The sequence below is a fragment of the Methylosinus sp. Sm6 genome (assembly GCF_019802345.1).
Taxonomy (GTDB): Bacteria; Pseudomonadota; Alphaproteobacteria; order Rhizobiales; family Beijerinckiaceae; genus Methylosinus.
On the sequence record NZ_JAINDZ010000007.1, the window covers coordinates 131661 to 144367 of the forward strand.

The window sequence follows — 12707 nt, forward strand, 5'->3', positions numbered from 1 at the left end:
ACGGCAAAATAACTGCTTCGTGAGCCGACTCTCGACGCGCGATCCTTCTCCCACTCGTGGGAGAAGGATCGCGCGTCACTCGGCGGCTTCGCCCTCCGTGGCGCCGCCGAAGCGGCGAGCCACATAATCGTCGACGATGCGGGTGAACTCTTCCGCAATCCCCTCGCCGCGCAGGGTCATCGCCTTCTTGCCGTCGATGAACACGGGCGCCGTGGGCGCCTCGCCGGTCCCTGGCAGCGAGATGCCGATGTCTGCGTGCTTCGATTCGCCCGGCCCGTTGACGATGCAGCCCATCACCGCGACATTCAGCGTCTCGACGCCGGCATATTGCCGCCGCCAAGCGGGCATGCGCTCGCGGATGTGCGATTGAATATCGCGCGCCAGCTCCTGGAACACGGTCGAGGTGGTGCGCCCGCAGCCGGGACAGGCCGCGACCAGCGGCACGAAGGTGCGGAAGCCCATCGTCTGCAAGATTTCTTGCGCGACGCGGACCTCATTGGCGCGGTCGCCGCCGGGCTCGGGCGTCAGCGAGACGCGGATGGTGTCGCCTATGCCGTCCTGCAGCAGCACGCCGAGCGCCGCCGCCGAGGCGACGACGCCCTTCGACCCCATGCCGGCCTCGGTGAGGCCGAGATGCAGCGCATAGTCGCTGCGCTGCGCCAGCATGCGATAGACGGCGATGAGATCCTGCACCGCCGACACCTTGGCGGAAATGACGATTCTTTCGCGCGAGAGGCCGATCTCTTCCGCGCGCTCGGCCGAGAGCAGCGCCGAGCGCGCCAGCGCCTCGCGCGTCACCGCGCGCATATCGAGCGGCGCCGCGGCCTTGGCGTTGATGTCCATCAAATGGGTCAGCAGCTCCTGGTCGAGCGAGCCCCAATTGGCGCCGATGCGCACGGCCTTGCCGTGCTTTATCGCCAGCTCGACGATGGCGCCGAACTGCCGGTCCTTCTTCTCCTTGAAACCGACATTGCCCGGATTGATGCGATATTTGGCCAGCGCCTCGCCGCAGGCCGGATGATCGGCGAGCAGCTTGTGGCCGATGTAGTGAAAATCGCCGACCAGCGGGACCTCGATCCCCTTCTGCGCCAGCCGGTCGCGGATGTGCGGCACGGCGGCGGCGGCCTCGTCGCGATCGACGGTGATGCGCACCAGCTCCGAGCCGGCGCGGACCAGCGCCTCGACCTGGGCCACGGTCGATTCGACGTCGGCCGTGTCGGTGTTGGTCATGGATTGCACGACGATCGGCGCGCCGCCGCCGACGGCGACGGCGCCGGCCCCGCTGCCGATCACGACGGCGCGCGTCCTTTGGCGCGGCGCCGGCTCGGCGGCCACCGGCTCAGGCAGGGCGGAATCGGTCGCGTCGGTCATAGTCTGGCTCCCCATTGGGCTCGAGCCCTTGGTGGGGCGGAACGAGGCGTCCGTCAAGCCTTTGAGCGGACGCGCGCCCGCAAAGTCGACGATGGGGCGCATGTTCGTGGCGGCGGCAAGAGACGCGCTGGGCAGATGCCGGGACTGCAATCCACCAGAGCCGCGCATACAGAATAAGGTCGATACATTTGCACAAATCTTCTGGCGGAGGGGGCGGGATTCGAACCCGCGATACGGTTTCCCGTATACACACTTTCCAGGCGTGCGCCTTCAACCACTCGGCCACCCCTCCGTGTTCCCGCCGGGCAAATCGCCGGGCGGGATGGCGGCGCACTATATTCAGGCGCGGGCCGAGCGCAAATCTTATCTACGCGTCGAGGCGCGCTTTTCCGCTTTTCTCGCTTTGCGGCCGTCCCGGCGTGGACAGCGGCGCGCGCGCGATCTATTCCTCGAGGTTGCGCAGCGGCGCGTCGAGACGACCCCATGCTCAGATTGCTCATTCGATTCGCGGGCCTCCTCTTGCTCGCCGGCGGCTTTGCGGCCCTCATCGTGGACGGCACGCGCTCGCTCGCCGGCGGCGATTTGCGCGCGGTTCCGCTCGGCGCCGCCGCGGCCGATCTCTTCCCGCTTCAAATGAAGGCCTGGCAGGCGGCCGCCGAGCGCCAGTTCTGGGGGCCGCTCGCGAGCCTGCTGCTGCGCGCCCCACTGAGCTTCACGCTCACCCTCCTCGGCGCCCTGCTCATCGTCTCCAGCCGCAAGCGCCGCCGAGCCATCGATTTTCCAGCGCGATGACGCCCGCGGGCCTTCCGCCCGCGGCCGGCCGATCCCATATTGGCGCAAACGCAGCGGCAGGCCGGAAAGGCGGCGACCGAGATGGAGCATTTCGTCAATCATCACCCCCTGCGCGGTCCCTTCCCGCAGGGCCTCGAGCAGGCCGTGTTCGGCATGGGCTGCTTCTGGGGGGCGGAGCGGCGCTTCTGGCGCCTCGGGGACGGCGTCTTCGTCACCGCGGTCGGCTATGCCGGCGGGACGACCGAAAATCCGAGCTATGAGCAGGTCTGCACGGGCCGCACCGGCCATGCCGAGGCGGTGCTCGTCGTGTTCGATCCGGCGCAGATTTCTTACGAGACCCTGCTGCAGACCTTCTGGGAGAGCCACGACCCCACCCAGGGCGACCGGCAAGGCAATGATATCGGCACGCAATATCGATCGGCGATCTTCTGTTCTTCGGACGCGCAGCTGCGGCTCGCCGAGGCGTCGCGCCGCGCCTATGGAGCGGCTCTGAGCGCGAAGGGCTATGGCCCGATCACCACGCAGATCGCGCCGGCTCCGCCCTTTTATTACGCCGAGGCCTATCACCAGCAATATCTCGCCAAGAATCCCGACGGCTATTGCGGGCTCGGCGGCACCGGCGTCGCCTGCCCGGCGGGACTCGGCGCGGAGCCCGCCTGACGCGCGAATTCTGATCGATCGAACGATCCGTTCGATCGGAAAGCGCTCTATTCGGCCTTCAGCACCTGCCGGCATTGGGCCGGCAGGCCCGCCATGGTCATCGGCGGCCAGGTCTTGGCCGATTTCTTCGGGTGCAGCGCCTCCTCGGTGAACCACCAGGCGAGCGAGGCGTCGCAGCCGTCGCCCGGCGGCACCTCGTCCTGATCCTTGCAGCTGTCGGCGCCACGCGGACAGAACAGCCGGACATGGAAGTGGTAATCGTGCCCGAACATCGGGCGCACCTTGGCGAGCCAGCGCCGGTCGCCGCTCGCCGAGCGGCAGAGCGCCCGCTTGATCGCGGCGTTGACGAAAATCCGCTGCACCTGCGGCGATTGCGCGGCGGTCCGCAGAACCGCCATATGCCCCTCGGTCCAGACCTGCGGGTCCACGTCCAGCCGATCCTCCCGCACGACATTGGTCGCCGACATGTCCTCCCGCTCGGCGCGGGAGAGCTCGCGCCGCGGCATGGGGGTCAGCCAGATGTCGGCGTCGAGGCCGATCTGATGCGAGGCGTGGCCGGTCAGCATGGGTCCGCCGCGCGGCTGTGAGATGTCGCCGATGAGCAGGCCCGGCCAGCCGGAGGCCTGCGCCGCCGCCGGCGCCAGCCGCTGCAGAAAGGCGATGAGATCGGGATGCCCCCAATAGCGGCCGCGCGATAGGCGCATGACCTGCCAGCTCGGCCCATTGGCCGGCAGCGCCTCGGCGCCGGAGAGGCAGCCGTGGGAATAGAAGCCGATCGGCTCGGGATCGAGCGGGGCCGGGCCGGCGGCGCGGCCGAACAGCTCCTTGGCCGGCGTCGCCGGATCGGACGGACGGGCGAGCGGCGGCAGGGGCCTCGGATCGAGCGTCCCTCGGTCCTGCGCGAGCGCGGCGCCGCCGACGAGCAGCGCAAGCATAAAAATCGCGGGTCGCAGATAAACCATGGGAGCGGCTCCTCTCGGCCCGAGGGCCGACGGCTCGTGGCGGCCGCGCGGCGGCCGTTTCGCATCAAACGCCGCAATCCGGCGAAATTCCGGCGGATTTTGGTCATCGAGCAGGAAAACGACGAGTGGATTCGTCTCCGCTCCGGCGCCGCGACGAAAATTTCGGCTTTGGCGTCAACCTTACCGTCGGATATAGATTGCCCTTACGTAGAGACCACGGTTCTATGCCGCGCTAGCTGTGCGGCATGTGTCTCGAGTTCGTGGGAGTATAGTCATGCGTTTCTTGAAAGTTCTCGCGCTCGTCGTGCCGGCGCTGTTCGCGTCGATCGGCGCGGCATGGGCCACCGTGCAGATTCATATCGATCTCTCGACCCAGCGCATGCATGTCGAGTCCTCCAAAGGCTCCTATAGCTGGCCGGTGTCCACGGCGCGCGCCGGCTATGTGACGCCGCGCGGCAGCTTCGCGCCCACCGGGCTGCAGAAGATGCATTATTCGCGCAAATATCACATGTCGCCGATGCCGCATTCCATCTTCTTCAACGGCGGCTATGCGATCCACGGCACTTACGCGACCGGCGCGCTCGGCCGCCCGGCCTCGCACGGCTGCGTGCGCCTTTCGCCCGGCAACGCCGCGGCGCTCTACAAGCTGGTGCAGGACGAGGGCGCGCAGATCTCGATCACCGGCTCGTCGCCGAGCTCCTCCCGCTATGCCGCGCACGGCGGGCAGAAGCGCCATGTCGCGGGACTTCATCGTCCGCATCGCGCCGCTCCGGCGCTGGCCTCTGCGCCCGATCGCTCGCGCGCGCTGGCCTATGGGCCGGGCGGCCGCACTCGCGGAGTGACCAGCGTGAAGAGCTGGCAGAGCGCGCCGATGAGCTATCCCTTCGGCTTCTGAGCCGCGGCGGAGAAGGCCGCCGTCTCGTCCGCGAATTCGGCGACGACCCAGTCCCTCAATACGGCGACCTCGGGTCGTTCCTCGCCGCCGAGCGGAGCGACGAAGTCGTATCGCGGCCCCTCGAGCATGGGGCCGAAAGGCTGGATCAGCGCGCCCGATTCGAGCTCCGGCGCAGCGAGCGTCAGGCTCGCGAGCGCCACGCCTCGCCCGGCGACGGCCGCGCGAATAGCGCTGTCCGGGTCGCCGAAGGCGAGGCCGGCGTCGGGATCGAGGCGGCCCTTGCCGCGCTGCTCGAGCCAGCGCCGCCAGCTCGGGCTCGATGCGCAATGGATGAGCGTCGCCGTCGCGAGATGACGAGGCCGCCGGACGTCGACACGGGGGCTGCAGACCGGCGCGAAACGGTCGACATAGAGCGGAAGCGCGGCCAGCCCGGCCCCGTCGCCGCCGGCGCTGTGACCGATCGCGGCGTCCGCCGCGCCGGCGCCGATGTCGGCGCCGTCGTCGCAGATCTGCAGCCGCAGCTCCCAGCCTGGGCAGCGCGCGCGAAAGGCGGCGACGCGCGGGACGATCCGACGGGCCGCGAAGGATGCGGGCGCGGCGAGAGTCGCCGTCTGCCGGCGCTCGCCGCCTCCACGCTCGCCGCCTCCACGCTCGCCGCCGCCGCGCGCGCGGATCGCATCCGCGATGGCGTCGAACGCCCGCCGGAGATCGAGGAACAATGAGCGCCCCTCGGACGTGAGCGCGACCTCGCGCGGGCGGCGCGTGAAGAGGCGCAAGCCGAGCTCTGTTTCCAGCAGCTTGACCTGATGGCTGATCGCGGTCGGAGTCACCCCGAGCTCGGCCGCCGCGAGCTTGAAGCTCTGCCGCCGCGCGGCGGCCTCGAAGGCTCGCAATGCGGCGAGCGAAGGGAGATGACGCATCGCCCGGCTCCATAGATGAATAGGATTCATCCTCTATGGACGAGCCGCGGCCTGTCAAGCTATGGATGAAATTTCCTCATCTTTAGAAATGCGCCCGACTTCCTCCGGCGCTCCCGCTGCCTCCCTCCTGGACAAATGATGCAAACCACCTTCTGCGGCCTCGACTTCGGCACCTCCAACTCCACTGTCGCCTGCGCGCTGGCGCAGGGAGCGGCGCTGATTCCGGTCGAGGGCGACAAATTCACCATTCCGAGCTCGATCTTCTTCGATTTCGATGAGGGCGGCGCCCGCTTCGGCCGCGAGGCGCTGCGCTGCTATGTCGAAGGGATCGACGGGCGCCTGATGCGCTCGCTCAAGAGCGTGCTCGGCCACCCGCTGCTCGACGAGACCGTGCGCATCAAGCGCAAGGCCTATACCTATGGCGACATCATCGGCCTCCTGCTCGCGCATCTGAAGCGCGCGGCCGATGCGGCGGCGGGCGCGGAGGTCACCCATGTGGTGATGGGCCGGCCGGTGCGCTTCGTCGACGACGACGCCGAGGCCGACCGCAAGGCGCAGGATGCGCTGGAGCGCATCGCGCGAGCGCAGGGCTTCGCCCATGTCGAGTTCCAATATGAGCCGATCGCGGCGGCGCTCGACTATGAGCGGACGGTCGCCGAGGAGCAATATGCGCTCATCGCCGACATCGGCGGCGGCACCTCGGACTTCTCCATCGTGCGCGTCTCCCCGCAGGGCCGCGCCAAGGCCGACCGCGCCGAGGACGTGCTCGCCAATCAGGGCGTCCATATCGGCGGAACCGATTTCGACCGCCTGCTCAGCATGAAGGCGGTGATGCCGCATTTCGGCCTCGCCAGCGAGACGAAGAGCCATTTCGGCGGCAAGATTCTCCCCGTGCCCAACGGCTATTTCGTCGACCTCGCCACCTGGCATCGGATCAATCTTCTCTACACGCCGGAGATTTCGCGCGAGCTCCTCGATCTCGAGAAGCGCTCGCTGACGCCGGGGCTGCTGCGCCGGCTGCGCGGCGCGATCGAGGCGCGGCAGGGACATCAGATCGCGCTCGGCGTCGAGGCGGCCAAGATCGCCTTATCGGCCGAGGAGCATGGCGCGATCGATCTCACCGAGATCGAAGCGGGCCTCGTGATCGCGGCGACGCGCGCCGATCTGCAGGCGGCGGTCGAGACCCGCCTCGCCTCCTTGCGCGCGGCGAGCGCCGAGACCTTGCGCCAGGCCGGCCTCGATGCGGAGCGGATCGACGCGATTTTCCTGACCGGCGGCTCGACCGCCATTCCGGCGGTACGCGCCGCGGTGACGGCGATCGCGCCGAAGGCGCGTGTCGTCGAGGGCGACATGTTCGGCAGCGTCGGCCTCGGCCTCGGCCTCGATGCGGCGCGGCGCTTTTCGTGAGGCGCGCCCGGTCGGCTCGTGTTCAGTACGGGCCGATCGGAAAATACTTCAAATATAGCTCCGAATAGACGCCCTTCTGCGCGATGCGGGCAAGCGCATAGTCGAGCGCCCGGCGCAGCGCGACATTGTTCCGCTTGACGGCGATGCCGACGCCGTCGCCGAAGAAGCGGGGATCGGTGAAAGGCCCGCCCTTGAATTGGCAGCAATCGCCGGCCTCCTGGCCATTGAGCCAGAAGGAGAGCGAGATCGCGTCGCCGAACATCGCATGGACGCGACCGTCCTTCAGCGCCGCGCGCGCCTGCTGCGCGGTCGGAAAGGTCGCGAGTCGGGCTTTCGGAAAGAAAGCCTGCAAAAACGCCTCGTGAGCGCTGCCCTCGGCGACGGCGACAGTGCGATCCTCGAGCCCGGCCGGCGTCGCGGCGGGCAGCAGCGAATCCTTGCGAATGACGAAGCGGCCGGGCGTCGTATAGTAGGGAGCGGTGAAGTCCACGGCCTTGCGCGCCTCGTCGGTGACGGCCATCGAGGCCACGGCCGCGTCGCCTCCGCCGTCCTCGAGCGCGGCGATCACGAGATCCCAGCGGCGGCGCTGGATGGTGCAGGCGACCTCCAGCTCCTCACAGAGCGCGCGCGCGAGATCGACGTTGAAGCCGGCGATGGTCCCGTCCGGCAGAGCGAAGTCGAAGGGCGGATAATCATCCTCGGTGAGAAAGCGGATCTGCTTGATCGTCGAGAGATCCGGCTTCTCCAGCTTGCGCCCGGGATCCCAGAAGGAGGGCGCGGGCTCGGCGGCGCGCCCCGCCGCCGCGAAGGGCGGCAGAGCGACGAGCGCGAGCAGGAGGCTTGTCAAAGCCGCGCGCCTTTGCCAAGCTCGAGCTATCGATTTTTTCGCTGGCTTCATCATTTCGGTCGAAAGCGGGTCCCGCGAACGGCGGCGCGGCGGTTCGCGGAGACATTAGCGTATGAGCGTCGACAGGGTCGATAGGTTTTACCCGCGGCCGCCCGGGCGGCGCGACGATCCATCCGGCTTTGCGCGGCGCCTGGACGCCGCGCCCGAGCCGGCCGACGCCCCGCGTCGGCGCGCCATTGCCGCGCCCGAGAGCCTAGCGCCCGGAGCCGGCCGCCCGCTGCCGCAAGAGATCGCCTTTCTCGCCGCGCATCGCGTGCCGCTGGTCCTGCTGCAATATGGCGCGACGATCGCGCGGCGGCAGCGGGCGAGCGCCGACTCCGTGCTGATCGCCGAGGGGCTCGTCTCCGAGGAGCGCTTCTATCGGGCGCTCGCCGCCGAACTGAAGGTTCCTTACCTGTCCGAGCCGGAGGGCCTCGCGGCCTCCGCCGATCTCGAGGCCGATGCGGCGCGCGGATACGCCCGCCTCGCCTCCGGCGCGCCGGCTGGGGCGTGCTGGCTGTTCGCGCCGCGCGGCGCGCAGATCATCCGCCTCATGGGCCTCACTCGCGCGGCCGTGGGACGTCCGCTCTATGCGATCACCGCGCCGACGCTGTTCGAAGAATCGCTGCGCCGCGCCACCGCCGACGCGCTCGCACAGGGAGCCGCCCATTCGGTGGAGCGCGTGCTGCCGCATCTTTGCGTCCGGCGCGCCTTGGCGACGGGCGCGCCCCTTTGCTTCATCCTGGCGGCCGCCTGGACGGCGCCGGCCGCGGACGCCTTCACCGGCACGGCCGTGCTGCTGGCGCTGGCCTTTCTGGGCAATGTGCTGCTGCGGCTCTACGCCTGCGCGCACAGCGCAGCCGAAGAGCGCGCGCGGGCGCTGGCCGAGGCGGAGCTGCCTCTCTATTCGGTCGTCGTCGCGCTCTACCGGGAGGCGCCCGTGGCCCGGCAGCTCGCGCGCTCCATGGCGGCGCTCGACTATCCGCACGCCAAGCTGGACGTGAAATTCGTGGTCGAGGCCGACGACGGCGAGACGGCGGCGGCGCTGCGCGCGGCGCCGCTGCCGCCCTATTGCGAGATTATCGTCGCGCCGCCGGGCGAGCCGCGAACCAAGCCGCGCGCGCTCAATGTCGCTCTGCCGTTCCTGCGCGGCTCGCTCGTCGCCGTCTTCGACGCCGAGGATGCGCCCGAACCCGACCAGTTGCGCAAGGCCGCCGCCCTGTTCGCGCGGGGCGACGACAGGCTCGCCTGCCTCCAGGCGAGCCTCTGCATCCACAATAGCGGGCAGAATTGGATGACGGCGCTGTTCGCGATCGACTACGCGCTGCTGTTCCTCGTCTTCAACCAAGGCGCCTCGGCCGCCGGCCTGCCGTTCTTCCTGGGCGGCACGTCCAATCATTTCCGCGTGACGGCGTTGCGCGCGCTCGGCGGCTGGGACGCGTTCAATGTGACCGAGGACGCCGATCTCGGCCTGCGCCTCGCCCGTTGCGGCTATGTCGCCCGCACCATGTGCTCGCGCACTTATGAGGAGGCGCCGGTCGAATTCGGCAAGCTCGTCGCGCAGCGCTCGCGCTGGATGAAGGGCTGGATGCAGACCGCGCTCGTTCACTGCCGCGCGCCCATTGGGCTCATGCGCGATCTCGGCGGCGCCGGCGCGCTCGCCGTCCTCGCCATGTTCGTCGGCGGCGTGCTGGCGCCGCTGCATGGGCCGCTGCTCGCCTGCACGCTCGTGCTCGACGCGGCGTTCGGCCGGCTGCTGCAGCCAGAGACTCCGATCGAGAATTTGCAGAGCGGGCTCTGGTGCTATGTCGTCGTCATGGCTTTCTACGCCGAGCTCGCGACGCGCTTCGTCGCTATGCGGCGCGGCGGCCTTTTCCGCCTGTGGCCGGCGTTGCTGTTCCGGCCGCTATGGACTCTGATGCTCATGCTCGCCGCCTGGCGCGCCTTGCGCGATCTGTGGATCAGGCCCTACCATTGGGACAAGACCGAGCATGGCGCCGCCGCCGCGCCCGAACCCAGTCGCCATGCGCAAAAGCCGCCTCGACCCGCAGCCTTCCGCCGACCCCGCGCCGCTTGACTCGCCGCCGACTGCGCTCGCCAAGCATTCGCTGGTCGTCGCCGGCCATCGCACCAGCGTGTCGCTGGAGCGCGCCTTCTGGGAGGCGCTGAAATCCGCCGCCGCCGAGGAGGGCTGCTCGCTCGCCGCGCTCGTCGCCCGCGTCGACGCCGGGAGAGGCGCGGCCAATCTCTCCTCGGCTCTGCGCGTTTTCGCGCTGCAGCGGGCGCTGGCGAAAACGCGGGGCTGAGATCAGACGAGGCCGGCCGCGATATTCACCATCAGCGCCAATATGGCCGTGTTGAAGAAGAAGGCGAGAACGCCCTGGGTCAGCGCCACGGCGCGCATCGGCGCCGAGGAGGTGGAAACATCCGCCGTCTGGCAGGCGACGCCGATCACATAGGCGAAATAGACGAAATCGATATAGGTCGGCGGCTCCGTTCCCGGAAAGATCAGCCCGCCGCGCAGCTCGGACGGCCGCTCCGACGCGCTCGCCCGCTCGAGATAGAATTCATGCGCGTAATGCAGCGCGAAGGCGAGATGGATGAACAGCCAGGAACTGATCACGGTCAGCACGGCGAGCCCGATATGCGTTGCTTTCGACCAGCCGTCGAGGCCCTTGACGGGGCCGAGCTCGGCGACGATCGCGCCGAGCGAGGCGCAGCCCGTGGCGATGACGAGCAGGAGGATGACGAGGCGCCCCTCGTCCTGCAGCTGCGCGTGGCGGCGCATCGAAGCCGGAGTCGAGCGCGCCATCTGCTCGGCGGAGACGGCGAGATAGAGCAGCGCGAACACATTCCAGCCGATGAGCGCGCGGGTCACGTCGCGCCACGGCGCGGGCAGGAGCAGGCCGACGATCGTCCCGGCGATCGCGCAGAGGAACAGCCGCGAGCGCGCCCGCAGAATGCGCCACAGCAGCGGGCGCCGGCGGTGACGGGCGATGAGATCGGCCTCCGCCACCCCGCGCCTCAGCTGCTGCGCAGGGCGACGAAGCGCGCCGCCTCGGCCAGCGTCGCGGTGGCCGCGCCGAGCCCGGTTTCGGCGAGAGCGGCGATCGCCGTCTCCACCAGCGCGTCGCGCCGCGCCCGCGCTTGTCCGAGGCCGAGCAGGCCGATCAACGTCGCCTTATTGCGCTCGGCGTCCTTGCCGGCGCGCTTTCCGAGCGCCGCCTCGTCGCCTTCGGCGTCCAATATATCGTCGGCGATCTGGAAGGCGGCGCCGAGCGCGTCGCCGTAGCGGCCGAGCGCCGCCGCTATTTGGGGCGACGCCCCGCCGAGAATGGCGCCGAAGTCGACGCTGACGCGCAGCAGCGCGCCGGTCTTCATCGCCTGCAGCAGCAGGATTTCGTCCTGCGCGAGCGGCGCCGCGGCCGTCTCCGCCTCGAGATCGAGCGCCTGGCCGCCGACCATGCCGCCGAGCCCGGCGGCGCGGGCCAGCGCCAGCACGAGCCGCGCGCGGATTTGCGCGTCCTGATGGGTCGCCGGATCGGCGAGAACGTCGAAAGCGTAAGTCAGCAGCCCGTCGCCGGCGAGAATGGCGGTCGCCTCGTCGAACGCCTTATGCGCGGTGGGGCGGCCGCGGCGCAGATCATCGTCGTCCATCGCCGGCAGATCGTCATGGGCGAGCGAATAGCAATGGATCATCTCGATCGCCGCCGCCGCGCGCGCGGCGCCCGGCCCCGTGACGCCGAAGAGGCGCGCCGATTCGAGCGCCAGGAACGGCCGCAGCCGCTTGCCGCCGCCGAGCGCGACATAGCGCATCGCCTCCAGCAGCCGGGCGGGCCGCGCGATCTCGCCGGCGAGCGGCGAAGGCGCGAGCAGCGCGTCGAGGGTCGCCTCTGTCACGGCGGCGGCCTCGTCGAGGCGGCGGCGGAAATCCTGGTCGGTCATGAAGATGGGCTCGCGCTGTCGAGGATGGCGCGCAACGGCGCCGGGACGTCAATATGGCTCCGCCGCCACGCTTTCAAGTGAGAACGAGCCGCGCGACTTCCGCCCGCAGGGCCGGCAGCGCCTCGGCCTCGAACCAGGGATTGCGCTTCAGCCAGGCGCTGTTGCGCCAGGAGGGATGCGGCAGCGGAATGACGCGCGGCTCGAGATCCCAGAACTCCCGCCAGCGGCCGACGGTCGCCGCCACGCTCGCGCCGGCGGGAATCGCGCAGCCGAGCCGGCGCAAATGATAGGTCTGCGCATATTTGCCCACCGCCAGTATCGTCTCCGCCTGCGGCAGCGCGGCGAACAGCGCGTCATGCCATTGCCGCGCGCATTCGCGCCGCGGCGGCAAGTCGCTTCCCTGCGCGTCATAGCCCGGAAAGCAAAAGCTCATGGCGGCGACGCCGATGCGCGCGACGTCGTAGAAGGTCGCGCGGTCGACGCCCATCCAGGCGCGCAGCCGGTCGCCCGAGGGATCGTCGAAGGGCAGCCCCGAGCGATGCACGCGCAGCCCCGGCGCCTGGCCGGCGATGAGCAGCTTGGCGGTCGCCGACACGCGCACCACGGGCCGCGGCTCATGCGGCAGCGGCGGGCCGTCCGGCCGCTCGGCGCAGAGGCGGCAGGCGCCGATCGCGTCGACGAGGGCGGCGAGGCCGGCGCGGCTCACGGCTCCGTCCCCGGCCGATGCGGACAATTGGACATGTTCCGTGAGCCCCCCGTTAACCTTTGTGTTTCATTATCGGCAAGGCTCGACCTGCCGACCAGATCGCGCGGAAATCTTAGGCTTCTCTCGTCGTTGCGAGGAGGCGGGACCCTGCGGCTCCCGGCAG

The 12707-nt window shown here is 69.7% G+C and carries 13 protein-coding genes and 1 tRNA gene; 6 read left to right on the forward strand and 8 right to left on the reverse strand.

Features of this window, described 5'->3' with window-relative positions; translation table 11 throughout:
* Positions 1-75: 75 nt before the first annotated feature.
* Together ispG and K3F48_RS07155 are read right to left on the reverse strand one after the other, a co-directional pair.
* Positions 76-1371 carry a flavodoxin-dependent (E)-4-hydroxy-3-methylbut-2-enyl-diphosphate synthase gene (gene ispG, locus K3F48_RS07150; protein ID WP_222574728.1) on the reverse strand — a complete coding sequence of 432 codons (1296 nt, stop codon included), beginning with the start codon at positions 1369-1371 and terminating at the stop codon, positions 76-78.
* A gap of 202 nt (positions 1372-1573) precedes the next feature.
* A tRNA-Ser gene (locus K3F48_RS07155) sits at positions 1574-1663 on the reverse strand.
* Positions 1664-1854: 191 nt separating this feature from the next.
* Between K3F48_RS07155 and K3F48_RS07160 the strand changes: the two genes are divergently transcribed.
* Both K3F48_RS07160 and msrA read left to right on the forward strand, forming a co-directional pair.
* Positions 1855-2163: a hypothetical protein gene (locus K3F48_RS07160; protein ID WP_222574729.1), complete on the forward strand. Its 309-nt coding sequence runs from the start codon at positions 1855-1857 to the stop codon at positions 2161-2163.
* 81 nt (positions 2164-2244) lie between these two features.
* Positions 2245-2823 (forward strand): peptide-methionine (S)-S-oxide reductase MsrA, encoded by a 579-nt coding sequence (msrA, locus tag K3F48_RS07165; RefSeq protein ID WP_222574761.1) that lies wholly within the window; start codon positions 2245-2247, stop codon positions 2821-2823.
* Positions 2824-2870: 47 nt separating this feature from the next.
* Here msrA and mepA read toward each other — a convergent pair whose 3' ends face one another.
* Complete coding sequence (gene mepA, locus K3F48_RS07170; RefSeq protein ID WP_222574730.1) at positions 2871-3785, reverse strand: penicillin-insensitive murein endopeptidase; 915 nt, start codon at positions 3783-3785, stop codon at positions 2871-2873.
* A 274-nt stretch (positions 3786-4059) separates the two neighbouring features.
* Here mepA and K3F48_RS07175 point away from each other — a divergent pair, with 274 nt between their 5' ends.
* The gene (locus K3F48_RS07175; protein WP_222574731.1) at positions 4060-4680 is read left to right on the forward strand and encodes a L,D-transpeptidase; all 621 of its coding nucleotides are present in this window, start codon (positions 4060-4062) and stop codon (positions 4678-4680) included.
* On the opposite strand, the gene K3F48_RS07180 is transcribed toward K3F48_RS07175, so the two are convergent.
* Positions 4662-5600 carry a LysR substrate-binding domain-containing protein gene (locus tag K3F48_RS07180; protein WP_222574732.1) on the reverse strand — a complete coding sequence of 313 codons (939 nt, stop codon included), beginning with the start codon at positions 5598-5600 and terminating at the stop codon, positions 4662-4664. The two genes, K3F48_RS07175 and K3F48_RS07180, sit on opposite strands and share 19 nt — an antisense overlap.
* A gap of 135 nt (positions 5601-5735) precedes the next feature.
* Between K3F48_RS07180 and K3F48_RS07185 the strand changes: the two genes are divergently transcribed.
* The gene (locus K3F48_RS07185; RefSeq protein ID WP_370631367.1) at positions 5736-7007 is read left to right on the forward strand and encodes an Hsp70 family protein; all 1272 of its coding nucleotides are present in this window, start codon (positions 5736-5738) and stop codon (positions 7005-7007) included.
* A gap of 22 nt (positions 7008-7029) precedes the next feature.
* Here K3F48_RS07185 and K3F48_RS07190 read toward each other — a convergent pair whose 3' ends face one another.
* Positions 7030-7854, reverse strand: a complete 825-nt coding sequence (locus K3F48_RS07190; RefSeq protein ID WP_255608561.1) for a transporter substrate-binding domain-containing protein — start codon at positions 7852-7854, stop codon at positions 7030-7032.
* Positions 7855-7966: 112 nt separating this feature from the next.
* On the opposite strand from K3F48_RS07190, the gene K3F48_RS07195 reads away from it, so the two are divergent.
* On the forward strand, positions 7967-9970 hold the full coding sequence (locus K3F48_RS07195) for a glycosyltransferase (RefSeq protein ID WP_222574733.1): 2004 nt from the start codon (positions 7967-7969) through the stop codon (positions 9968-9970).
* Positions 9918-10199: a ribbon-helix-helix domain-containing protein gene (locus K3F48_RS07200; protein WP_222574734.1), complete on the forward strand. Its 282-nt coding sequence runs from the start codon at positions 9918-9920 to the stop codon at positions 10197-10199. Before K3F48_RS07195 ends, K3F48_RS07200 begins: the two co-directional genes overlap by 53 nt.
* A 2-nt stretch (positions 10200-10201) precedes the next feature.
* Here the strand turns inward: K3F48_RS07200 and K3F48_RS07205 are convergent, their stop codons facing one another.
* The 3 genes from K3F48_RS07205 to K3F48_RS07215 form a co-directional block, all read right to left on the reverse strand.
* Positions 10202-10909: a DUF1345 domain-containing protein gene (locus K3F48_RS07205; RefSeq protein ID WP_222574735.1), complete on the reverse strand. Its 708-nt coding sequence runs from the start codon at positions 10907-10909 to the stop codon at positions 10202-10204.
* A gap of 8 nt (positions 10910-10917) precedes the next feature.
* On the reverse strand, positions 10918-11838 hold the full coding sequence (locus tag K3F48_RS07210; RefSeq protein WP_222574736.1) for a polyprenyl synthetase family protein: 921 nt from the start codon (positions 11836-11838) through the stop codon (positions 10918-10920).
* 73 nt (positions 11839-11911) lie between these two features.
* Positions 11912-12544: a uracil-DNA glycosylase family protein gene (locus K3F48_RS07215; RefSeq protein WP_222574737.1), complete on the reverse strand. Its 633-nt coding sequence runs from the start codon at positions 12542-12544 to the stop codon at positions 11912-11914.
* Positions 12545-12707: the final 163 nt, after the last annotated feature.

Bases quoted from the DNA above. Each gene is read 5' to 3' on its own strand.
- K3F48_RS07195 (WP_222574733.1), top strand. From the start codon at position 7,967: ATGAGCGTCGACAGGGTCGATAGGTTTTACCCGCGGCCGCCCGGGCGG.
- msrA (WP_222574761.1), top strand. From the start codon at position 2,245: ATGGAGCATTTCGTCAATCATCACCCCCTGCGCGGTCCCTTCCCGCAG.
- ispG (WP_222574728.1), bottom strand. From the start codon at position 1,371: ATGACCGACGCGACCGATTCCGCCCTGCCTGAGCCGGTGGCCGCCGAG.
- K3F48_RS07180 (WP_222574732.1), bottom strand. From the start codon at position 5,600: ATGCGTCATCTCCCTTCGCTCGCCGCATTGCGAGCCTTCGAGGCCGCC.
- K3F48_RS07210 (WP_222574736.1), bottom strand. From the start codon at position 11,838: ATGACCGACCAGGATTTCCGCCGCCGCCTCGACGAGGCCGCCGCCGTG.
- K3F48_RS07185 (WP_370631367.1), top strand. From the start codon at position 5,736: ATGATGCAAACCACCTTCTGCGGCCTCGACTTCGGCACCTCCAACTCC.
- K3F48_RS07175 (WP_222574731.1), top strand. From the start codon at position 4,060: ATGCGTTTCTTGAAAGTTCTCGCGCTCGTCGTGCCGGCGCTGTTCGCG.
- K3F48_RS07200 (WP_222574734.1), top strand. From the start codon at position 9,918: ATGCGCAAAAGCCGCCTCGACCCGCAGCCTTCCGCCGACCCCGCGCCG.
- K3F48_RS07160 (WP_222574729.1), top strand. From the start codon at position 1,855: ATGCTCAGATTGCTCATTCGATTCGCGGGCCTCCTCTTGCTCGCCGGC.
- mepA (WP_222574730.1), bottom strand. From the start codon at position 3,785: ATGGTTTATCTGCGACCCGCGATTTTTATGCTTGCGCTGCTCGTCGGC.